The organism is Streptomyces sp. NPDC023157 (genome assembly GCF_055560575.1).
Genome location: NZ_JBVHIL010000006.1, coordinates 136,418 through 157,182 on the forward strand (window position 1 = coordinate 136,418; position 20,765 = coordinate 157,182).

General features: G+C 73.4%; 17 protein-coding genes. 9 read left to right on the forward strand and 8 right to left on the reverse strand.

Annotated elements, in window-relative coordinates; all coding sequences use genetic code 11:
- Positions 1 to 15: 15 nt before the first annotated feature.
- Entirely contained in the window at positions 16 to 1,383 is a 1,368-nt protein-coding gene (locus ACZ3ZE_RS22590; protein ID WP_361172458.1) for an NAD(P)/FAD-dependent oxidoreductase, read from the reverse strand.
- Positions 1,384 to 1,576: 193 nt separating this feature from the next.
- Here ACZ3ZE_RS22590 and ACZ3ZE_RS22595 point away from each other — a divergent pair, with 193 nt between their 5' ends.
- The gene (locus tag ACZ3ZE_RS22595) at positions 1,577 to 3,157 is read left to right on the forward strand and encodes an aspartate-alanine antiporter-like transporter (RefSeq protein ID WP_361628662.1); all 1,581 of its coding nucleotides are present in this window, start codon (positions 1,577 to 1,579) and stop codon (positions 3,155 to 3,157) included.
- 57 nt (positions 3,158 to 3,214) lie between these two features.
- Here the strand turns inward: ACZ3ZE_RS22595 and ACZ3ZE_RS22600 are convergent, their stop codons facing one another.
- A complete protein-coding gene (locus ACZ3ZE_RS22600) occupies positions 3,215 to 5,263 on the reverse strand; it encodes a phosphocholine-specific phospholipase C (protein WP_361172464.1) in 2,049 nt (682 codons plus the stop codon).
- A gap of 230 nt (positions 5,264 to 5,493) precedes the next feature.
- Between ACZ3ZE_RS22600 and ACZ3ZE_RS22605 the strand changes: the two genes are divergently transcribed.
- Together ACZ3ZE_RS22605 and ACZ3ZE_RS22610 are read left to right on the forward strand one after the other, a co-directional pair.
- Positions 5,494 to 5,919, forward strand: coding sequence for an ester cyclase (locus ACZ3ZE_RS22605; RefSeq protein ID WP_361172466.1), 426 nt, complete (start codon positions 5,494 to 5,496; stop codon positions 5,917 to 5,919).
- Positions 5,920 to 5,978: 59 nt separating this feature from the next.
- Positions 5,979 to 8,015, forward strand: coding sequence for a prolyl oligopeptidase family serine peptidase (locus tag ACZ3ZE_RS22610; RefSeq protein ID WP_467260377.1), 2,037 nt, complete (start codon positions 5,979 to 5,981; stop codon positions 8,013 to 8,015).
- A gap of 122 nt (positions 8,016 to 8,137) precedes the next feature.
- On the opposite strand, the gene ACZ3ZE_RS22615 is transcribed toward ACZ3ZE_RS22610, so the two are convergent.
- From ACZ3ZE_RS22615 to ACZ3ZE_RS22625, 3 genes are all read right to left on the reverse strand, one after another.
- On the reverse strand, positions 8,138 to 9,379 hold the full coding sequence (locus ACZ3ZE_RS22615) for an amidohydrolase (RefSeq protein WP_467260380.1): 1,242 nt from the start codon (positions 9,377 to 9,379) through the stop codon (positions 8,138 to 8,140).
- Positions 9,380 to 9,521: 142 nt separating this feature from the next.
- Entirely contained in the window at positions 9,522 to 10,196 is a 675-nt protein-coding gene (locus ACZ3ZE_RS22620; protein ID WP_467260382.1) for a class I SAM-dependent methyltransferase, read from the reverse strand.
- 67 nt (positions 10,197 to 10,263) lie between these two features.
- Positions 10,264 to 10,575, reverse strand: a complete 312-nt coding sequence (locus ACZ3ZE_RS22625; protein ID WP_361172478.1) for a hypothetical protein — start codon at positions 10,573 to 10,575, stop codon at positions 10,264 to 10,266.
- Positions 10,576 to 10,913: 338 nt separating this feature from the next.
- Here ACZ3ZE_RS22625 and ACZ3ZE_RS22630 point away from each other — a divergent pair, with 338 nt between their 5' ends.
- From ACZ3ZE_RS22630 to ACZ3ZE_RS22655, 6 genes are all read left to right on the forward strand, one after another.
- Positions 10,914 to 12,131: an RNA ligase gene (locus ACZ3ZE_RS22630; protein ID WP_467260383.1), complete on the forward strand. Its 1,218-nt coding sequence runs from the start codon at positions 10,914 to 10,916 to the stop codon at positions 12,129 to 12,131.
- Between the two features lie 2 nt (positions 12,132 to 12,133).
- Positions 12,134 to 13,048: a phosphatase domain-containing protein gene (locus ACZ3ZE_RS22635; RefSeq protein ID WP_361172484.1), complete on the forward strand. Its 915-nt coding sequence runs from the start codon at positions 12,134 to 12,136 to the stop codon at positions 13,046 to 13,048.
- 230 nt (positions 13,049 to 13,278) lie between these two features.
- Positions 13,279 to 14,595 carry a radical SAM protein gene (locus ACZ3ZE_RS22640; RefSeq protein WP_361628679.1) on the forward strand — a complete coding sequence of 439 codons (1,317 nt, stop codon included), beginning with the start codon at positions 13,279 to 13,281 and terminating at the stop codon, positions 14,593 to 14,595.
- Between the two features lie 150 nt (positions 14,596 to 14,745).
- Positions 14,746 to 15,699 (forward strand): adenosine kinase, encoded by a 954-nt coding sequence (locus ACZ3ZE_RS22645; protein WP_467260385.1) that lies wholly within the window; start codon positions 14,746 to 14,748, stop codon positions 15,697 to 15,699.
- A gap of 29 nt (positions 15,700 to 15,728) precedes the next feature.
- Positions 15,729 to 16,421 (forward strand): ribonuclease H family protein, encoded by a 693-nt coding sequence (locus ACZ3ZE_RS22650; protein WP_361172493.1) that lies wholly within the window; start codon positions 15,729 to 15,731, stop codon positions 16,419 to 16,421.
- A 274-nt stretch (positions 16,422 to 16,695) separates the two neighbouring features.
- Entirely contained in the window at positions 16,696 to 17,421 is a 726-nt protein-coding gene (locus ACZ3ZE_RS22655) for a GNAT family N-acetyltransferase (protein ID WP_361172496.1), read from the forward strand.
- Between the two features lie 21 nt (positions 17,422 to 17,442).
- Here ACZ3ZE_RS22655 and ACZ3ZE_RS22660 read toward each other — a convergent pair whose 3' ends face one another.
- The 3 genes from ACZ3ZE_RS22660 to ACZ3ZE_RS22670 all read right to left on the reverse strand — a co-directional run bounded on the left by ACZ3ZE_RS22660 (position 17,443) and on the right by ACZ3ZE_RS22670 (position 20,735).
- Complete coding sequence (locus ACZ3ZE_RS22660) at positions 17,443 to 17,856, reverse strand: STAS domain-containing protein (RefSeq protein WP_467260388.1); 414 nt, start codon at positions 17,854 to 17,856, stop codon at positions 17,443 to 17,445.
- A 170-nt stretch (positions 17,857 to 18,026) separates the two neighbouring features.
- The gene (locus ACZ3ZE_RS22665; RefSeq protein ID WP_361172502.1) at positions 18,027 to 18,947 is read right to left on the reverse strand and encodes a universal stress protein; all 921 of its coding nucleotides are present in this window, start codon (positions 18,945 to 18,947) and stop codon (positions 18,027 to 18,029) included.
- Between the two features lie 141 nt (positions 18,948 to 19,088).
- Positions 19,089 to 20,735 carry an FAD-dependent oxidoreductase gene (locus ACZ3ZE_RS22670; RefSeq protein ID WP_467260390.1) on the reverse strand — a complete coding sequence of 549 codons (1,647 nt, stop codon included), beginning with the start codon at positions 20,733 to 20,735 and terminating at the stop codon, positions 19,089 to 19,091.
- Between the last annotated feature and the right edge of the window lie 30 nt (positions 20,736 to 20,765).

Sequence of the window (20,765 nt, forward strand, 5' to 3'; positions counted from 1 at the left end):
GGGCCCGTGGGGCGCTCAGGAACCGGCGGCCCGCAGCGACGCCGTGTGGGAGCGGACCTGCTCCGGGGTGAGGTAGGCGTCCGTGTACTCGAAGTCCCGCAGGGTGCCGGACTTCGAGGCGAGGAAGCCGGTACGGACGAAGTCGTCGCCCGCCACCGCGTTCAGCAGCCAGTTGGTCATCACCCGGGTCTTGGCCACGTTCGTGCGCAGCGCCGCCCAGTGGTAGGCGCGGGCCACCGCCTGGGCCGGCATGCCGTGCAGCTCGACGCCGAGGGGCTTGGACACGCCGTCCAGGCCGCCCAGGTCGACCACCAGCCCCAGGTCCTTGTGGACGTACGGGTGGGTCTGCTCGCCCCGCAGGGTCGCCACGAGGTTGTCGGCGAGCGCCTTGCCCTGGCGCATCGCGTGCTGGGCGGTGGGCGGGCAGATCGCGTCGGGCTTGCCCTTGGCGATGTCCGGCACCGCGGCCGCGTCGCCCAGGGCCCACACCCCGTCCAGGCCGGGCACCGACATGTCCGAGCCGACGACCAGCCGGCCGCGCAGCGTCTCGGCGCCCAGGGTGCCGATGAGCGGGCTGGCGGCCACGCCCGCCGTCCAGATGAGGGTGCGGCAGGGCAGCACACGCCCGTCGGTGAGGGTCACGTTCTCGTCGTCCACGGAGGCCACCGACACCCCGAGGGAGACCTCGATCCCGCGCTTGCGCAGCACTTCCAGGGCGGCCCCGCCCAGCTTGGGGCCGAGTTCGGGCATGAGCGTGGGCGCGATGTCGACCAGGTGCCACTTGATGAGCTCCGGGTCGAGGCGCGGATAGCGCTTGACGGCGGTGCGGGTGAGCAGCTGGAGGCAGGCGGCCGTCTCCGTCCCCGCGTACCCGCCGCCGACCACCACGAACTGCAGCCGCGCCCTCCGCTCGGCCTCGTCCTGGCTGGCGTCGGCGAGGTCGAGCTGGGCGATCACGTGGTCGCGGATGTACGCGGCCTCGGCGAGCGTCTTCATGCCCCGGGCGTGTTCGGCGAGCCCGGGGATGTCGAAGGTGCGGGTGACGCTGCCCGGGGCGAGGACGAGCTGGTCGTAGGGCTCGGTCACCAGCTCGCCCGCGATGGTGCGGACCACGCAGACCTTCGCGGCCGTGTCCACGCCGACCGCGCCGCCCGGGATGATCCTGGTGCGGTGCCGCTCGCTGCGGCGCAGCGACAGCGCCACCGACTGCGGGGTCAGCACGCCGGAGGCGACCTGCGGCAGCAGTGGCAGGTACAGCTGGTACGAGAAGGGCGACAGGAGCGAGATCGTCGCCTCCCGTGCGGTCAGCCGCCGTTCCAGGCGCCGCACGCACCCGACCCCTGCGAAACCGGCGCCCACCACGAGGATTCTCGGTCGAGACACGGTGTCAGCCGCCCTTCCACGTTCCTGGCCGTCGACGGCCCTTGAAGGCTGACTAACCGGGCACACCATCCTGAAACCATTTATATCCGCTGAACGGGTGAGGAGGACGAGGTGAGTGAGGCGGCTCCCAGCGGGGTGGGGAGCCGGTGCGACTGCGGGTGCGGCCCGGCCGGGGCTGTGGCTGAGTGGGACCATGTGGCAGTTCTTCGCGGACAACCCCTGGTTCACCCTGTTCGTCGTCATCGCCGCCGGCTCCCTCTTCGGCATGGTCCGCTTCGGGCCGGTGAAGCTGGGCGCGGCCGGGGTGCTGTTCGTCGGGCTGCTGCTCGGCGCCCTCGACCCGGACATCGGCCCGGCCGTCCCCGCCGGGCTCGCCGTCTTCGGCCTCGCCCTGTACGTGTACACGGTCGGCCTGGAGGCCGGACCCGCCTTCTTCCGCGAACTGCGCCCCCAGCTCGGCGTGATGACCGGCGCCGTCGCGGCGCTCGTCGTCACCGCCGTGGTCGTCGGCGTCCTCGGCAACAAGGTCTTCGGCATCCCCGGCAGCTACCTGGCCGGCGGCTACGCCGGCATCGGCACCACCACCCCCGGCCTCGCCGCCGCCCAGGCCTCCTCGACACACCCCACGGAACCGGCCACCGGATACGCCATCGGCTACCCCCTCGCCGTCGTCCTCACGATCCTCTTCGTCTCGGCCATCGCCGCCGTACGGGCCTGGCCGTCCCGCCGCGACCCCGGCACCGGCCTGCCCGACCGGCTGATCACCCGCACCGTGACCGTCGACCGCGCCCAGAAGTGGGGCGAGGTCCCCGGCGTCGCCGACGGGCGGCTCCTCGCCAGCGTCCACCAGACCGTCGGCGCCGCCCCCCGGGTCGCCCGCGACCTCGGCGCCCTGGCCCCCGGCGACCGGGTCGTCCTCGTAGGCGGCCCCGAAGCCGTCGCCGAGGGCGCCGCCGCACTCGGCCAGGAGGACGTCGCGCACCTGCTCGACCGCCGCGACACCGTCGACTACCGCCGCATCCTGCTCACCAACCCCGACCTGGCCGGGCGCACCGTCGGCGAACTCGCGCTCGCCGACCGGTACGGCGCCCTGGCCACCCGGGTCCGCCGCGGCGACCAGGACCTCCTCGCCCACGACGACCTGCTGCTCCAGCTCGACGACCGGGTCCGCGTGGTCATGCCCCGGGCCCGTACCGCCGAGGTCACCGCCTACCTCGGCGACACCGAGGCCAAGGTGAGCGAGGTCAGCGCCGTCAGCATGGGCCTCGGTCTGGCCGCGGGCTTCCTCATCGGCATCCCCAAGTTCACGCTCGGCGCCACCACCCTCTCCCTCGGCACCGCGGCCGGCCCCCTCGTCATGGCGATGGTCCTCGGCCGGCTGCGCCGCACGGGCCCGCTGGTGTGGGTGCTGCCCACCCGCGCCAACCTGACCCTGCGCCAGATCGGCCTGCTCGTCTTCCTGGCCTGCGTCGGGCTCACCTCCGGCTACGCCTTCCGCCGCGACGCCTTCTCCGTCTTCGGCCTGAAGCTGCTCCTCGTCCTCCTGGTCAGCGCCGTCCTGAGCTACGCCCTGATGGTGCTGGTGGCCCGGCTCCTGGGCCAGAGCCGCCCCCGGACGATGGGCCTGCTGGCCGGCTACGTCGGAAACCCCGCCATCACGGCGTACGCGAACAGCAGGGTCTCCGACAGCCGGGTGAACACCGGCTACGCGACGCTCTTCGCCCTGGCCATCCTGGTGAAGATCGTCTGCATCCAGCTCATCGTCGGGCTCTGACCCCGGCTCCGGCGTCGGAGCCGGGGTCAGAGCCCGGACCGGTCGTCGGGCGGGCCGTCAGCCGGTGACGCTGGGCGCCCCCGTCTCGATGTGGCCGGTGTACCGCCGCGACCAGGTGCCGTCGGAGTCGGCCAGGATCGTGAAGTCGTACCAGCCGTCGCTGTACGCCACGGCGTTGAAGTAGTCCTCGCGGGAGGAGTTCGCCGGGACGGTGTACGTCCAGGGGCCGTCCGTACGGTACGCGTTGGAGCGGACGGTGAAGGTGACGGCGGAGGCCGAGGCGTTGGTCATCTTGAACCAGATCGCGGTCTTGCCGGTGCCGGACTCCGTCGCGAACCGGGCCGCCACCTCGATGTCCTTGCCCGCCTTGGAGGCGTCGCCGATGAAGCGGCGCAGGAAGCGGTTGGGGCCCATCATCGAGAGGTCGTACTTCCCCGAGCCCGAGCCGAGCCCGATGTTGAAGTAGTCGGTGGCGGTGCCTCCCGGGTCGACCGTGTACTGCCAGGCGGCGGTGTCCCGGTGCTGGTGCGGGTGGATCGAGAAGTGCGCGGGGCGGCGCGCCTCCGTGCCCTGGTTGGTCATGGAGAACCAGGCGAGGATCTTCCCGGCGGCGCCGAACTCGAAGCGGTCCAGGTTGCCGTTCACCTGGTACGGCACGGCGCGCGCCGGACGCGTGCCCGTCTCCTGCGGGGGCAGGGCGTTGTCCTGGGGGACCGGGTTGGGCAGCGGGCCGCAGGTGGACTGGCCGATGACCTTGGCGGTGGACGGGAGGTTCGCCGGAACGCCGTACACGGGACGGGCGAAGTCGAAGACGCCGGTCAGGTCGCCCACCACCTTCCGCCGCCAGGCGCTGATGTTGGGGCAGGTGGCAGGGGTGCCGAGCGCCGCCGTCCAGGTCTCCATGAAGCGCAGCACGGAGGTGTGGTCGAAGACCTCGGAGCTGACCCAGCCGCCGCGGGTCCACGGCGACATGACGATCATCGGGACGCGGAAGCCGAGGCCGATCGGCACCCCGTCGAGGTACTCGCCGGCGGTGCCGGGCGGCGCGACCGGCGGCGGGACGTGGTCGAAGAAGCCGTCGTTCTCGTCGTAGTTGAGGAACAGCACGGTCGAGTCGAAGACCTCGGGGTTCGCGGAGAGCGCGCGGTATACCAAGTCCACGAAGTGCGCGCCGTCGCCGGGCGGGGCGTAGGGGTGCTCGGAGAACGCCTCGCTGGCCACCACCCAGGAGACCTGCGGCAGCGTGCCGGCGACGACGTCCGCGCGGATCGCGGCGGCGATGTCGTCCGGGGTCGAGCCGGTCACCTTGGGCACCGAGCCCATGCCCCGGTCGTACAGCGGGTCGCCGGGCTTGGCGTCGGTGAACCTCTTGAAGTACGCGAGCCCGTTGTCGCCGTAGTTGTCCTGGGCGTTCTGGTAGACCTTCCAGCTCATCCCCGCCCGCTGGAGGGCCTCCGCGTACGTCTCCCAGGTCAGCCCGGACTCGTCGCCGCCGTCCTTGCTGGAGGCGTCGACCTTGCCGCTCCACAGGAAGGTGCGGTTGGGGCCGGTGGCGCTGAGCGTCGAGCAGAAGTAGGCGTCGCAGATGGTGTACGAGTCGGCCAGCGCGTAGTGGAACGGGATGTCGCCCCGGTCCAGGTGGCCCAGGGTGCGGGTGTTGCCGACCCCCGTGACCCAGTTGTCCATGCGCCCCTTGTTCCAGGCGGCGTGCTGCGAGGTCCAGCTGTGCGGGAGGTCGCCGTTGCACTGGGCCAGGGTCTCGCCGTCGACGCCACCGGCCGGGGGAGTGGAGCTGAGCTTCCACGGGTACTGCCGGCCGCCCCAGTTGGGCTGGTTGAACACGCCCCAGCCGCCCGGGATGTTGCCGGCGGCCCGGTCGCCGAAGCCGCGCACGCCGCGCAGCCGCCCGAAGTAGTGGTCGAAGCTGCGGTTCTCCTGCATGAGGATCACCACGTGCTTGACGTCGGTGATGGTCCCGGTCGCCCCGGCCGCGGCGGCCGAGACGGCCTCCCCGGCGGCGGCCGCGGCCCGTCCGGCCGGCAACGCCGCCCCGGCGGCGAGCCCCGCCCCGATCCCGACGAACCCTCTGCGGCTGATGGGAAGCATGCCCCGCCCCTCATGTCACACGGCTGCCCCGGTGGCACGCCGAAGACAGGATGGGGGACCGAGGCCCAAAGGTATACGGCCGTGCAGTAATCGATTGGTTAACTTACGGAGGACGCTCAGGTGTTGGGGTGACAGGCCCTGGTGATTGGTCCGGATTAGAACCAATGCGATGGGGTGGGAGAATGAGAACACGGGACGCACCCGGATCCGGACCACCATGGAGGTGGATCATGGGCGAGGCACGTGACGTCATGGACCGTTTCACCGAGGCGGTGACCCATGCGGACCTCCAGGCGATCTCCGGCCTCCTGGCCGAGGACGCCGTCGCCCTCACACCCGACGGGGGCGAGATCGAGGGACGCGACGCGATCGTCGAGTACTGGCGCACGATGACCACGTCGATACCCGACGCGACGTTCACCTACCGGAACCGCTTCGAGATCGGCGACACCGCGATCGACGAAGGACTCTTCACCGGCAAGAACACGGGCCCGATCCCCCTCCCCGACGGAGACACGCTGCCGGCGACGGGCAGGACCGTCAACATCCGCGGGATCGACCTGGCACAGGTCAAGGACGGCCGGATCCAGAGCTACCGGCTGTACTTCGACCAGATGGAGTTCCTGGACCAGCTCGGACTGCTCCCGGAGGACTGACCAGCGGCGATCAGGGGCGCGGCGGCGCGCTGTCGGTCGCGTGGTACACAATCGACGGCATGACCGAGACGAGCGCGGACACCGGCAGCACCGACCCCTACCTGTGGCTGGAGGAGGTCGAGGGCGAGCGGGCGCTCGCCTGGGTGCGGGAGCGGAACGCCGAGACGAAGGCCGAGCTCGCCGACGCCGACGGCGAGGCCTTCGGGGCGCTCGCCGCCGAACTGCGCGAGGTGCTCGACGCGCCCGACCGCATCCCGTACACCCGCCGGCGCGGCGACCACCTCTACAACTTCTGGCAGAGCGCCGAGCACACCCGCGGCGTGTGGCGCCGCACCACCCTGGACGAGTACCGCACCGACGAGCCCCACTGGGACGTCCTGCTCGACCTCGACGCGCTGGCCGCGGCCGAGGGGGAGGAGTGGACCTGGGCCGGAGCGCAGGTCCTGCGGCCCGCCTTCCGGCGCGCCCTCGTGAGCCTCGCGCGCGGCGGCGGCGACGCCGTCGTGGTGCGCGAGTACGACCTGGAGGAGCGGGCCTTCGTCGAGGACGGCTTCCGGCTGCCCGAGGCCAAGACCGACATCGGCTGGATCGACGAGGACCACGTCTACGTCGGCACCGACCACGGCCCCGGCTCCATGACCGCCTCCGGCTACCCGCGCACCGTGCGCCGCTGGCGCCGCGGCACCCCGCTCGACGCGGCCGCACCCGTCTACGAGGGAGCCGAGTCCGACCTCGCCGTGTCCGCCTGGCACGACCCCACCGAGGGCTACGAGCGCGACTTCGTCGCCCGCTACCGGGACTTCTGGCACCACGAGACGCACCTCGTCACCGAGGGCGGCGAGCTGCGCCGGATCGACGTCCCCGACGACGCCGACAGCTCCGTCCACCGCGACTGGCTGCTCGTCACCCCCAAGGCCTCCTGGCTCGGACAGCCCGCGGGCGCCCTCCTCGCCTTCCGCCTCGACGCCTTCCTCGCCGGACGGCGCGAGCCCGAGGTCCTGTTCACACCCGACGAGCGCACCGCCCTCGCGGGCCACTCCTGGACCCGCAACCACCTGGTCGTCGAGACCCTCCAGGACGTCGCCAGCCGGATGCACGTCCTCACCCCGCCCACGGGCCCGGGCGACTGGAAGCGCCAGGAACTGGCCGACATCCCGCCGCTGGCCACGGCCGCCCTCACCGACACCGCCCCCGACTCCGGCGACGAGTACTTCCTCTCCGTCACCGGCCACCTCCTCCCGCCCTCCCTGCACCGCGGCGAGATCGGCGGCCCGGGCGAGCGGATCAAGCAGGCCCCCGCGCGCTTCGACGCGACCGGCCTCGACGTCCGGCAGTACTTCGCGACCTCCGCCGACGGCACCCGCGTCCCGTACACCGTCGTCGGCCGCCACGGAGAGCTCCCCGGCCCCACCCTGCTCACCGGATACGGCGGCTTCGAGATCTCCCTGACCCCCTCGTACGACTCCGTGCGCGGCCGCGCCTGGCTCGCCCGCGGCGGTACGTACGTGGTCGCCGGCATCCGCGGCGGCGGCGAGTACGGCCCGCGCTGGCACCGCAGCGCCCTCAAGGCCGACCGGCCCCGCTCCTACGAGGACTTCGAGGCCGTCGCCCGCGACCTGGTCGCGCGCGGCATCACGACCCCCGATCGGCTCGGCATCACCGGCGGCAGCAACGGCGGCCTGCTCATGGGCGCGATGCTGGTCCGCAGCCCCGAACTGTTCGGCGCGATCGTCGGCCACGTCCCGCTGCTCGACATGCTGCGCTTCCACACCCTGCTGGCCGGCGCCAGCTGGACCGCCGAATACGGCGACCCCGACGACCCGGCCGACCGGCCGCACCTCGCCGCGCTCTCCCCGTACCACCACATCGAAGCCGGCCGGCCCTACCCGCCGGTCCTGCTCACCACCTCGACCCGCGACGACCGCGTCCACCCCGGGCACGCCCGCAAGGCCGCCGCCCGGCTGCGGGAACTCGGGCACCGGGTGCTGCTCCACGAGACCCTCGCCGGCGGCCACGCGGGCGCCACCGACCACGAACAGACCGCCCACAACAGCGCCCTGGAGCACACCTTCCTGTGGCGGACCCTCGGTTCCTGAGAGCCGCCGGCCCCGGCGGCGGACGGCTGGGCTCCCGAACCGGCCGGAGGGCGCTGGGCTCCTGAACCAGCCGGACCCCGGCGGGGCGCCTTCACGGGCGCCTGCCGGGGCGGGCGGGAGGCTCAGACCAGGGCGCCGTCGCGGGCCACGACCCGGCCCGCCCGAACCACCAGGTCGCGGCGCGGCACGTCGACCACGGCCTGCGGTACGCACTCGCCGTCGACCAGCATGAAGTCGGCGGGCGAACCGGGGCGCAGGTCGGCCCGGTCCAGGCCCAGGAGCTCGGCGCCCCCGTGAGCGGCGAGCTCGAAGCAGGCCGCCAGCTCCTCGTCGAGCCGCGCGCGCAGCGCCCAGCCGGCCAGCCAGGCCCGGTGCAGCATGTCCGCGTTGCCGAACGGGCTCCAGCTGTCCCGTACGCCGTCCGAACCCAGCCCGACCCGCACCCCGCGCTCGGCCAGGCGCCGGAACGGCAGGATCGTGGTGGCCGACAGGGCGACCGTGGTGAGCGCGACCCCGGCCCCGGACAGCACGTCCGCCATCGCGTCCAGCTCGTGCCCGGACAGCTGGGCGACCGCGAAGGCGTGCGAGACGGTCACCCGGCCCTGGAGCCCGAGGGCCCGGGTCCGCGCGGCGATGTCCCGCAGCGGAGCGAGGCCGGTCTCGCCCCGGTCGTGCAGATGGATGTCGAGCCCGAGACCATGGCGCTCCGCCAGCGCGAACACCGCCCCGAGCTGCTCGCCGTCGGCAGCGCCGCGCTCGGCGTCGAAACCGGCCGGGTCGATCCCGCCGACGTGCGTGATCAGCCCGCTCGCCGCCGCCTCTTCCAGGAGAGCGGTGACCCCGGGGGCGCGGACGACCCCGTGCTGGGGGAACGCGACCAGCTCCACGTCCACGATCCCGCGCAGCTTCTCCCGCGCCTCGGCCAGCCCTTCCAGGCCCGCGAGCCCGAACGCGGGGGCCACGTCCGCGTGCGCCCGCATCGCCCGGGTGCCCTGCGCCGCCGCGTGCGACATCAGGCGCAGCGCCCGTTCGCCGACCGGCGTGGGCAGCGCCCGGGCGAGCTCCACGTCCCCCTCGACGTACTCCGCGATCCCCTGCGCCGCCCGGCGGCTGTGCCAGGGCTCACCCCAGGAGGTCTTGTCCGGGTGGATGTGCGCGTCGACCAGGGTCGGCAGCGCCATCCTGCCGCCGCCCTCGACCACCTCGACCGCCGCGCCGTCCGGCACGGCGTCCACCAGGACCCCGTCCACGGCGACCAGTTCGGCCACGGCCCCGCCGAACGGGCGGACGTCCCGGAAGACGGTCGCCGAGACCGGGGAGGGGGCGGCGGGAGCGGTGGACGGGGCGGGCTGAGGTGAGGACACGGCGCGGTCTCCTGGGCTGCTGCGGCTGGACGAAGGGACGCCGTTTGGTATACCACGGGTTTGTATACCAAGGCGTGTCCGTCGGGCCGCGGGGCCGCGAGACCCCGGGAGGACCGGGGGGTGGAGGACCGGCGGTGCCGCGTCAGTCCTCGCGACGCGCCAGCAGACAGCACCGCCGGGTCTCGGCCTCGTGCGGATACGGGCCCCGCTCCAGCTCGGCCTCGATGCGGAAACCGGCCCCGCGCAGCGCCTCGGCGACATCGGCCGGAGCGAGGAAGTGGAAGTCGACGTCCACGTCGTGACCCCACCACTCGGTCAGGGTCCGCACCTCGGTGCCGATGTGGAAGGAGACCAGGAGCAGGCCGCCGGGCCGCAGCGTCCGCCGGATCTCGGCGAGGGCGGGGGCCAGCTCTCCGGGCGCGAGGTGGATCAGCGAGTAGAGCGCGACGGCCGCGTCGAACTCGCCGTCGCCCGCCGGCAGCCGCAGCAGATCGCCCTCGCGGAACTCGACCTCGGGGTGCCGCTCGCGGCCCAGGGCCACCATGGCGGGGGACAGGTCCACGCCCACCACGCTCCCGGCCCGACCGAGGCCGGCGACCCAGGCGGCCACGTGCCCGGGCCCGCAGCCGAGGTCGGCGATCACCGCGCCGTCGCCCGCCTGCTCCACGACCGCGCCGATCAGCGCCCGGTCGAGCGGCTTGCCGTCGAGTTCGCCGCCGATGCGCGCGAGGTACTCGCCGGCAACCGTGTCGTAACTGCGCCGCACCCGCTCATGGCCGAGCCCTCCGGCCCCCACCGTCCTGTCCGTCCCCGTCATCACTCCGGCCCCCTCCGTCGTACGGCCCCTGACTCATGAGACTTCGGTGACTTCTACGACTCTGCGCCTACTGCATGGGGTGCTGCATCGGCTGCTGGCCACCCTGCGGAAGCTGCGGCATGCCCTGCGGAAGGTGCTGGACACCCGGGGGCAGCTGCTGCATGGGCTGCTGCATCGGACCACGCGCGGGCGCCATGCCGGCCGGAGCGATACCGGCCGGCGCCATCCCCGTCGGGGCCATCCCGGCCGGCGGCATCTGGATCACACGGCTGAGGTCGCGGAGCACCTCTTCGGCGGTCCGGCGCACGTCACCGGGCACGTCCCCCTGCTCGCGTATCAGCTCGGAGTAGATGGGGGCGGTGGTGTCCGCGTGATTCATCGGGTTCGCATCCTCGGTCTTCTCGGGCGTGCTCGGGCGTGCTGGGGAGTCGTGCGGGGAGGTACACGTGTGGCCGGGCGGTGCCGGGGCCCCGAGGGGCGGCCACAAGACGGCGAGTCTACGGGGCCGGGCCCGCACCCGGGGGCACGGGCCCGGCCCCCGGCCGTGAACCCGGGCCAGGACGTCGTGGACGTCCCGGACGGCGACCGAGCGCGCGGACGACCCCGTCGAGCGCCGCCGCCTGCTCGCCGAGGCGGCCCGGCGGCGCCCATAAAACGGCTGTTCAGGGTGGGTCGCCGACCGGAAGAATGAGCCTCCTTGATACCGGGAGGGAACCCATGAGCCAGGCGTACCTGACTCTCGACACGCTGCTGCCGGCGCAGGAGCTCGCGGCAGCCGTCGAAGCCGGGCATGTGACCCGCAAGTCGCACCCCGAGCTGCCGCTGTCCATCTACACGTACACACGGGCCTGTCAGTACGAAGGCGTGTGGAACGAGGTCACCGTGCGCTGCCGCGGCCTCGTCGCCGACGACAGCACCGGCCGGATCGTGGCCCTGCCCCTGCCGAAGTTCTTCAACGTCTCCGAACACGAGTCCGGCCGCCCCTACGCGCCCACGCTGCCCGACGAGCCGTTCGAGGTGTACGAGAAGGTCGACGGCAGCCTCGGTGTCCTCTTCCACTACGCGGGCCGCTGGCGGGTCGCCTCCAAGGGCTCCTTCATCAGCACCCAGGCCACCTGGGCGCAGCGCCGCCTCGACGCCGCCGACACCTCGGCGCTGGTGCCCGGCGTGACGTACCTCGCCGAGATCCTGTACCCGCAGAACCGGATCGTCGTCGACTACGGCGACCGCCGGGACCTCGTCCTGCTCGCCGCGTTCGGCCCGGACGGCACCGAAGTCGCCCTCGCCGAGGCCGCGGCCCACTGGACGGGCGTCGGCTCCGTCGTCACGGTCCACCCGTCCATGCCGCTCGACGCCCTCGTCAAGCTGACGGAGTCGAGCACACTGCCCGACGGCGGCCCCGCGACCGGCACCGACGCCGAGGGCTTCGTGCTGCGCTTCGCCTCCGGGGTGCGCGCCAAGGCGAAGATCGCCGAGTACGTGCGCCTCCACAAGGTCCTCACCGGCGTCACCGAGCGGGACATCTGGCGCGGCCACGGCATCCAGCGCTTCGCCGACACCCCCGCCAAGGCCCTCGCCCAGGGCCTCGGCCTGTCCCCGACCGAGCTCGCCGACGCCCGCGCCGAGGGCGGCCGGCCGCTGGACGCGCTCCTGGAGCAGGTGCCGGACGAGTTCGACACCTGGGTGCGGAGCGTCATCGCCGGACTCGAGGACGCCTTCGCCGAGCGCGAGAACGCCATCGACACGGCGTACGCGGCGCTCGCCCCGCTCGGCCGCGACCGGGGCGCGTTCGCCCGGGCGGCGAAGGAGCTGCCCGACCCGAGCCTGCGTTCGGCCCTCTTCCTGCGCCTCGACGGGCGCCCCACCGAACTGCTCACCTGGCGGTCCCTGCGCCCCGAGACCGCCGACCCCTTCACCACTGACGAGGAGAACTGACCGTGCCCGTGGTCCACGTCATGACCGGACTGCCCGCCTCGGGCAAGACGACCGCCGCCCGCGCCCTCCAGGAGCAGTCAGAGGGCCGGATGCGCCGCGTCAACCTCGACGACCTGCGCAGCATGCTCGACGTGCCGGGCGGCGACCGCCGCTCGCACGCCCACGAGCAGACCGTCCTCGAGATCCAGGACGCGGCCGTCCGCGCCGCCGTCGACGACGGCTTCGACGTGGTCGTCGACAACACCCACCTCACCCCGCACATCCCCAAGCGCCTCAAGGCCGCCGTCGCGGGCCGCGAAGCCACCTTCGTCGTGCACGACTTCACCGACGTGCCGGTCGACGAGTGCGTCCGCCGCGACGCCGCCCGCGAGCGGCCCGTCGGCGAGGAGATCATCCGCATCCTCGCCGACAAGCACACCAAGGCCACCCGCGGCGGCTGGCGGCTCACCGACGCCTGGCTCAACGACCGGCCGGCCGCCACCCCGTACGTCGCCGACCCCGCGCTGCCCTCCGCCGTCCTGTGCGACATCGACGGCACCCTGGCGATGCGCGGCGACCGCGGACCGTACGACTTCAGCCGCTGCGACCTGGACCTGCTCAACGTCCCGGTCCGCGAGGCCCTGCGCGCCTTCCAGCGCGCGCACCAGGACCGGATCGTGCTGCTCTCCGGCCGCAGCGAGGACCACAGGGCGCTGACGGAGGCCTGGCTGGAGCGGTACGAGGTGCCGTACGACGAGCTGTGGATGCGCGCCTCCGACGACGGCCGCTCCGACGACCTCGTCAAGGCCGAACTCTTCGACGCGCACGTACGCCACCGCTACGCGGTCCGCCTGTCGCTGGACGACCGGGACCGGGTGGTCGCCGTGTGGCGCCGGATGGGCCTGCCCACCTGGCAGGTCAACTACGGCAACTTCTGACCCGGGACGGCCGACCTCTTACCCCGGACGGCCGACTCCTGACCGGGGGCGGCCGACTTCCGGCCAGGATGGCCCACTTCCGGCCTCCGGCACCGGTCGTATCCGGCCTCGGTCTCGTGACCTAGGCCGGGTGCGACCGTAGCCGGATGCCGCACCGCCCTCCGCCGTCCTAGGGTGGCGGGGGCCCACCACGGCTCATGACCCGCCCGACCGAGGAGATGTAACCGCGCATGATCCGCCGCACCGACGAGGTCGAAGACCTCATGCACCGCTTCCCGCACGTCCCCAGGGAGGCGGTGATCAAGGAGGATCTGCTGCGCGGCGGCATCGCCTTCGACGACTCGGCCCTCACGGACAGCGCCAACGAGGCGTCCGGTGAGGTCAAGCCCAAGTCGTACTTCATCTTCTCCTTCGACCACCGCACCCTGCCCGAGCTCGGCGAGGCCGCCCTGCGCCGCCCGCCGGAGGAGATCGTGCTCACCGGCGGCCCGTACGAGCTGCGCCGCACCGTCGTGTCCGTCCGCGTCAACCCGGCCTCGCCGTACCGCGTCGCCGCGGGCGACGACGGGATGCTCGGGCTGTACCTCGACGGGCGCCGGATCGCGGACGTCGGCCTGCCGCCCATGCCTGAGTACTACCGGCACACCCTCGCCAGCGGGAAGTCCGTGATGGAGGTGGCCCCCACGATCCAGTGGGGCTACCTGATCTACCTCACCGTCTTCCGCGTCTGCCAGTACTTCGGAGCCAAGGAGGAGTGCCAGTACTGCGACATCAACCACAACTGGCGCCAGCACAAGGCCGCCGGACGCCCCTACACCGGCGTCAAGGACGTGGAGGAGGTCCTGGAGGCCCTGGCGATCATCGACAAGTACGACACGACCGGCGCCTCCACCGCGTACACCCTGACCGGCGGCGCGGTCACCTCGCAGATCGGCGGCAAGGACGAGGCGGACTTCTACGGCCAGTACGCGCAGGCCATCGAGGAGCGCTTCCCCGGCCGCTGGATCGGCAAGGTCGTCGCCCAGGCGCTGCCCAAGGCCGACGTCCAGCGCTTCAAGGACTACGGCATCCAGATCTACCACCCCAACTACGAGGTGTGGGACAAGCGCCTGTTCGAGCTGTACTGCCCCGGCAAGGAGCGTTACGTCGGCCGCGACGAGTGGCACCGCCGGATCCTGGACTCGGCGGAGATCTTCGGGCCGCGCAACGTCATCCCCAACTTCGTGGCGGGCGTCGAGATGGCCGAGCCCTTCGGCTTCACCACGGTCGACGAGGCCATCGCCTCCACCACGGAGGGCCTGGAGTACTTCATGTCGCGCGGCATCACGCCCCGCTTCACCACCTGGTGCCCCGAGCCCACCACCCCCCTCGGCAAGGCCAACCCGGAGGGCGCCCCGCTGGAGTACCACATCCGGCTCCTGGAGGCCTACCGCGCGACCATGGAGTCCCACGGCCTCAGCTCCCCTCCCGGCTACGGCCCGGCGGGCCCCGGCCGCGCCGTCTTCTCGGTCAGCTCCTTCATGGACAGCCTTCCGTCCAACGACTGACGGGCACCGCCCGGGCACTACCCGGGCCCTGCCCGGGCCCTCCCGGGCCTCCCGGACCGCTCCGCAGGACGCGGGCGGTCCGGGAGCGGGCTTGCGGAAATTCCTTGCAGGATCTTGCAGGGGTTCGGCGGGCGCTGTTTGACTGCGCGCATGAGCAGCGACAGCACTAGTGATGCCGAGACCGACATCGACGTCCTCGTCCTCGGCGGTGCCGGCGTCGACACCATCGTGTACGTCCCCGAACTCCCCCTGCCTTTCGCGGACAGCCACATGATCCGGCCCGGCATCGAGACCCGGGCCGGTCAGACCGGCGACTTCGTCGCCCTCGGGCTGCACCGGCTGGGCCTGCGGACCCACCACCTCGACCTGATCGGCGCCGACCCCGAGGGCGAACTCGTGCGCCGCTTCCACCGGGAGCAGGGCATCGCGCTCACCGAGGTGCCGCACCCCGCCGGCACCAAGCGGGCCGTCAACCTGGTCGGGCCCGACGGGCGCAGGCTCTCGCTGTACGACGCGACCCGGGGCGGCGACGACGACCGGCTGCCGCCGGAGACCGTGAAGGCGCTCGCCGCCCGCAGCGGGCACGCCCATGTCTCGCTGACCCAGCCGTGCGCCCACGCCCTGCCCGCGCTGCGCGACGCGGGGCTGACCCTCTCGACCGACCTGCACGACTGGGACGGCTCCTCCGCCTATCACGAGGCCTTCGCGTACGAGGCCGACGTCGTCTTCCTCTCCACCGTCGCCCTGGACGACCCGGAACGCACCATGCGCTCCATCGCCGCCCACGGCCGCGCGTCCGTCGTCGTCGCCACCGCCGGCGCCGAGGGCGCGTACCTCCTGAGCGGCGCGGGCGGCGAACTCGTCCACGTGCCCGCCGTCACCCCGCCCGCGCCCGTCGTCGACAGCAACGGCGCCGGGGACGCGTTCGCGGCGGGCTTCCTGGCCGCCTGGCTCTCCGGGGCACCCGTACCGGAATGCGCCCTGCACGGCTCCGTGGCCGGGGCGTACGCCTGCACCGTGCCGGCCACCCGTACCGATGCCATCGGGCGGGACGAGCTCCGGGCGGAGGTGGCACGGCTGCGCGCCGCGCCGGGTGGTCACTGACCTGTCGGGGGACATGTCAGGATCGGAGGATGACAGAGAAGATCATCGCGGCGTGCGACGGCGCGTCCAAGGGCAATCCCGGGCCCGCGGCCTGGGCGTGGGTCATCGGCGCGGGGGACGGCGCGATCGCCCACTGGGAGGCCGGACCGCTCGGCACGGCGACCAACAACGTCGCCGAACTCACCGCGCTGCTCAGGCTGCTGGAGCACATCGACCCCGCCGTGCCCGCCGAGGTGCGGATGGACTCGCAGTACGCGATGAAGGCGGTCACCACCTGGCTGCCGGGCTGGCGCCGCAAGGGCTGGAAGACGTCGGCCGGCACGCCGGTCGCCAACAAGGACCTCGTGGTCCGGATCGACGAGCTGCTCGCCGACCGGCGCGTCGAGTTCGTGTACACCCCCGCCCACCAGGTCGACGGCGACCCCCTGAACGACGCCGCCGACCGGGCCGCCAGCCACACCGCCCGCACCCAGGAGCCCGCCGGTTCCGCCGCCGGTTCGCCGCTGCCGCCGCCGGAGCCCGGTTCCACCCGCCCGGCGGCCGCGAAGCGTGCCCCGAAGACGGCCGGCGCGGCCCGCGGGACGGGCTCCTCCGGAGGCCCCACGCTCAAGGCCCGGTTCGCCGGCCGCTGCCGGTGCGGGAAGGCGTACGACAAGGGCGAGACGATCACCAGGAACCCCGACGGCTGGGGCCATCCGACCTGCGCGGAAACGGCTTCCTAGGGCCCCTCGGGAGGGGGCTTCGGCGGGGGTTTGCGCCATGTGAGGGATCGGGGTGAACCGGACATTCACCCAGCCGTGCGCTCGGGTTCGTGTGGGGTTCTGTTCAGGACGCGCTGCGGGCTGCATACTGTCCTCCTCGCACCGGTGACGAACCGTTTCATGGCCCGTTTTGCCCATGCGGCGAAGTGGTCGGCATCCGGCGCGAACCTCACCCCGTCATTCCCGCCGTGATCCGGCGTGGGATGTCCCCTGCCCGTGAAAGACCCGAGGTTCCGTGCCAGTACCTGTAGTCCTTGCCGGGCGCACCGTGCGCCTGGAGCCGCTGGCCATGCGCCACGCCGAGGGCATCGCCTGGGCGGGCGCACTGGATCGTGCGGCCTATGCCTACACCGCCGTGCCCCACGGCCTTGACGCCTCCTGCGACTACATCGCCCGCGCGCTCGCCGATCAGGCGGCGGGCAGGGCGTTGCCCTTCGCCCTGGTCAATCCCCGCAACGGACGGGTTCTCGGATCCAGCCGGTTCCTTGAACTCGACTACTGGCGCGGGCCCCTCGTGTGGCCGCCGACCACCGGCACGCCCCACGGCGACCCCCTGACGGCCGTGCCCGACGCGGTGGAGATCGGCAACACCTGGCTCTCCACCGAGGCACGCGGGACCGGCGTCAACACCGAGGCCAAGTACCTCATGCTGCGTCACGCGTTCGAGACCTGGGGCGTACGCCGTCTCTCGATGCGCGCCGACGCCCGCAACAGCCGCTCCCGGGCCGCGATCGAACGCCTCGGCGCCACCTGTGAGGGTGTGCGCCGGGCCCACTCCCGCGGCCTGGACGGGGTCGTCCGCGACACCGCGTTCTACTCGATCCTCGATGACGAGTGGCCGGCCGTGCGCGGCATCGTCGAGCTCCGCCTGCCGGGCCTGCGCCCCCAGGGCGTGCTCGGACATGCCTTCCCCGGCGAGACCCGGGAACACGGGGGCGCCGGGGAGCTGCTGCCCGCCTAGGGCCTGTCCGAGGGCGGCGGTTCAGACCCGCAGCCGGCCAAGGTGCCCCAGGCGGGGCGCCGGTGGCCGGGCCGCCCCGGAGGGCGCGCCGCCGCCGGGCTCCGGGGCGGCCGGCTCCGGGCGCAGCAGGTCGTCGAGGGCGGCCAGCCGGATCAGCCGCAGGATCGTCGGCTGGTCGCACACCAGGCGCCAGGCCGCGCCTCGCCCCTGTACGCGCTGCGCACACCGCACCAGGAGCCCGAGCCCCGACGCGTCGCAGAAGCCGAGAGGGCGCAGGTCGACCGTGAACGCGGCGGCCTCGCGGGTGAGGTCGTCCAGTTCGGGCCGGACGCGCTGCACCAGCACCAGGTCGAGCTCGCCGTACAGCTCGACGGTGGTCAGGCCCTCGCTCGACCGGACGGCGAGGTGCGGTTCGCGGCGTCGGATCAGATGCATGGACACGCTCCAGTGGATCGGCCCCCCGTGAGTCGAGGTTCCCGGTACCCATGGAGGCAGACACGTTTCTCCACATCCGTCATCACCCGAAGAGGTGAATTCGGCGCATTTCTGCCCGCTTGCGCTCCGGTGGCGCGCCAGGTGGCGTCAGGAGCCGCCCGGGGGAGCGGTCAGGGCTGCTTCACCGGCGGCACGACCGCCACCGGGCAGGCCGCGTGGTGCAGCACGGCGTGCGCGACGGAGCCGACGAGCAGCGTCTCGACCCGGTGCCGGCGGTGCCGTCCCACGACCACGAGACCGGCCTCCTGGGAGTCCTCCACCAGCCGGCCGGCCGCGTCGACGGGCGTGACGGTGCGGACGACCTCGACCCCGGGATACCGCTCGATGAAGGGGCGCAGCCGCTCCTCCTGGTGGCGGCTGGTCGACTCGACCAGCTCCGGGGTCTCGTCGGGCAACGGCGGCGGCACCTGGAGGGCGGGCGCCGGCGCGCCGATGAGCAGGGCGGGGGAGGGCGGCACGGGATAGGCCGTCACCACCTCCAGCGACACACCCCGCCGCCGCGCCGCCTCGAAGGCGAAGTCGACGACCTCGTCCGGGGTTTCCTCGACGTGCAGCCCGAGCAGCACCCGCCCCGCACCCGCGCCGCCCTCCAGCGACGCGGCCCGTGCCTCGTGCGGGACGACCACCACCGGGCAGGGCGCCGACGCGGCCAGACTGCGGCTCGTCGACCCGAGGAGCAGGCTCGCGAAGCCGCCCCGCCCGCGTGCGCCGACCACGAGGAGCCGGGCGTCGCGCGCTGCCGCGGTCAGGGCGTCGACGACGGAGCCGTCGAGCGAGGCGTACCGCACGTCCAGTCCTTCGGCCTTCGTGCCGACGCGGTCGGCGAGCGCGTCGAGGACGGTGTCGGGGAGGGTGGGGCCGGGGCCGAGGGAGGAGATCCGGGCGCTGCCGAGCTGGAGCGCGTCGGAGCGGACATGGGCGACGGTCAGCGGCGCCTCCAGGTGGTGTGCGACCCCGAGGGCCCATTCGAGCGCGCGCAGGCTGTGCTCGGAACCGTCCACGCCCACCACGACAGCTGTCTTCTCAGTCATGCTTCGCACTCATATCGGGATCATCCGACCGTATTCGGATGCCACGCCGGAGGCGCCCCGCGCGGTCCGCGCTCCTTGCGCGTGCGTGTCGCCCCGCCCCCACCCCCATGGGGGCGGGGAGGGGGCGGGGACGAGGTGAGTTCAGCGCCAAAGACGGCGGCGGCCCCGGGCCGCGGCGACCAGCTCGGGCACCGTCCCCAGCTTCACCCGGGGCCGTCCCGCCGCCCCGCCCCGGGCGAGCTCGGCGCGTTCGATGGAGGCGAGCCCCCGGGCGTCGACGACCGCCTTCGCCCGGCCGCGGGCCAGCCGGTCGAAGGCGCGGGCGCCGCCGGCCGGGAGGGGCAGGGTCCCGTCGACGGCGTCGGCGAGGAGGGTGCCGACGGTCTCCGCGGCGCAGGTGCGGTTGGCGCCGATGCCGCCCGAGGGGCCGCGCTTGATCCAGCCGACGACGTAGGTGCCGGGACGGCCCGCCACCCGTCCGTTCTCGTGCGGCACGGTGCCGGTCGCCTCGTCGAAGGGCAGTCCCGTCACGGGCATGCCCCGGTAGCCGACGGCGCGCAGCACCGTGCCGGCCGGGATCTCGACGGTCCCGGCCGGGTCCGGGCCGGTCACCCGCACCGCGCCGGCCAGGATCTCCTCGGGCGCGGAGTGGAACCGGAAGACGATGCGCCGCTCCGGCCCGGGCGCCCCGGACCAGTCCACGCGCTCGCGGTCCGCGCCGCGCAGCAGCGCCGCCTTCTCGTGGGGCGCGGCGGCCTCGACGGCGGCCCAGGTCCGCGGGTCCTGGTCGTCCACGACCAGCCGCACCCCGGGCAGCTTGCCGAGGGCGAGCAGTTCGGACGCGGTGCAGGAGGCGTCCTCGGGGCCGCGCCGGGCGAGCAGCACCACCTCCCGTACGGCGGAGGCCCGCAGCGCGGCCAGCGCGTGGTCGGCGATGTCGGTCGCGGCGAGGGTCTCGGGGTCGGTCACCAGGATGCGGGCGACGTCGAGGGCGACGTTGCCGGTGCCGACCACCACGACCCGCTCGGTGCCCGACAGGTCGACGGCGTCCGGCGCGACCTCCGGGTGCGCGTTGTACCAGGCGACGAAGGCGGTGGCCGAGAGGCTGCCGGTCCGGTCCTCGCCGGGGATGCCGAGCCGCCGGTCGGTGGCGGCGCCCACCGCGTACACGACGGCGTCGTGGTGCGCGGCCAGTTCCTCGGCCGTGACGTCCGTACCGATGTCGACGCCGAGGTACATCCGCACCCGGGGGTGGCTGTGGAAGCGGGCGAAGGTGTCGCCGATCCGCTTGGTCGCCGGGTGGTCGGGCGCCACGCCGTACCGGACGAGTCCGCCGGCCACCGGCAGCCGGTCGACCAGGGTCACCTCGGCGTTGGTGTGCAGGAGCAGGTCCTCGGCGGCGTACATCCCGGCGGGTCCGGTGCCGACGACCGCGACCCGCAGGGGCGCGAAGTCGGACGGCAGACTGCGCGGGAAGGACGGTTGGCCCCAGGGGTGGAAGGTGGGCCCGGCCACGGGCTCGGGGCGTGCCGCGCGCTGCTCGTAGTAGGCGGCGTTGACGGCGGCGTACTCCTGCTGGCCGGGGGCGAGGGCGTCCGCGGGGAAGATCGCGTCGACCGGGCACGCGTCGGCGCAGGCACCGCAGTCGATGCAGGACCGGGGGTCGATGTACAGCATCTCGGTACGGCCGAAGTCCGGCTCGTCCGGCGTCGGATGGATGCAGTTGACCGGGCAGACGGCGATACAGGTGGCGTCGTTGCAGCAGGTCTGGGTGATGGCGTACGTCATGGCGTCGTCGGCTCGTCCGCTCGTCGCTCG

What these genes read in the sequence shown, in the direction of transcription:
- ACZ3ZE_RS22610 (WP_467260377.1), top strand. Translation starts at nt 5,979, where the DNA reads ATGACCGAGACGAGCGCGGACACCGGCAGCACCGACCCCTACCTGTGG.
- ACZ3ZE_RS22650 (WP_361172493.1), top strand. Translation starts at nt 15,729, where the DNA reads ATGACAGAGAAGATCATCGCGGCGTGCGACGGCGCGTCCAAGGGCAAT.
- ACZ3ZE_RS22630 (WP_467260383.1), top strand. Translation starts at nt 10,914, where the DNA reads ATGAGCCAGGCGTACCTGACTCTCGACACGCTGCTGCCGGCGCAGGAG.
- ACZ3ZE_RS22595 (WP_361628662.1), top strand. Translation starts at nt 1,577, where the DNA reads ATGTGGCAGTTCTTCGCGGACAACCCCTGGTTCACCCTGTTCGTCGTC.
- ACZ3ZE_RS22605 (WP_361172466.1), top strand. Translation starts at nt 5,494, where the DNA reads ATGGGCGAGGCACGTGACGTCATGGACCGTTTCACCGAGGCGGTGACC.
- ACZ3ZE_RS22660 (WP_467260388.1), bottom strand. Translation starts at nt 17,856, where the DNA reads ATGCATCTGATCCGACGCCGCGAACCGCACCTCGCCGTCCGGTCGAGC.
- ACZ3ZE_RS22645 (WP_467260385.1), top strand. Translation starts at nt 14,746, where the DNA reads ATGAGCAGCGACAGCACTAGTGATGCCGAGACCGACATCGACGTCCTC.
- ACZ3ZE_RS22620 (WP_467260382.1), bottom strand. Translation starts at nt 10,196, where the DNA reads ATGACGGGGACGGACAGGACGGTGGGGGCCGGAGGGCTCGGCCATGAG.
- ACZ3ZE_RS22625 (WP_361172478.1), bottom strand. Translation starts at nt 10,575, where the DNA reads ATGAATCACGCGGACACCACCGCCCCCATCTACTCCGAGCTGATACGC.
- ACZ3ZE_RS22670 (WP_467260390.1), bottom strand. Translation starts at nt 20,735, where the DNA reads ATGACGTACGCCATCACCCAGACCTGCTGCAACGACGCCACCTGTATC.
- ACZ3ZE_RS22640 (WP_361628679.1), top strand. Translation starts at nt 13,279, where the DNA reads ATGATCCGCCGCACCGACGAGGTCGAAGACCTCATGCACCGCTTCCCG.
- ACZ3ZE_RS22600 (WP_361172464.1), bottom strand. Translation starts at nt 5,263, where the DNA reads ATGCTTCCCATCAGCCGCAGAGGGTTCGTCGGGATCGGGGCGGGGCTC.
- ACZ3ZE_RS22665 (WP_361172502.1), bottom strand. Translation starts at nt 18,947, where the DNA reads ATGACTGAGAAGACAGCTGTCGTGGTGGGCGTGGACGGTTCCGAGCAC.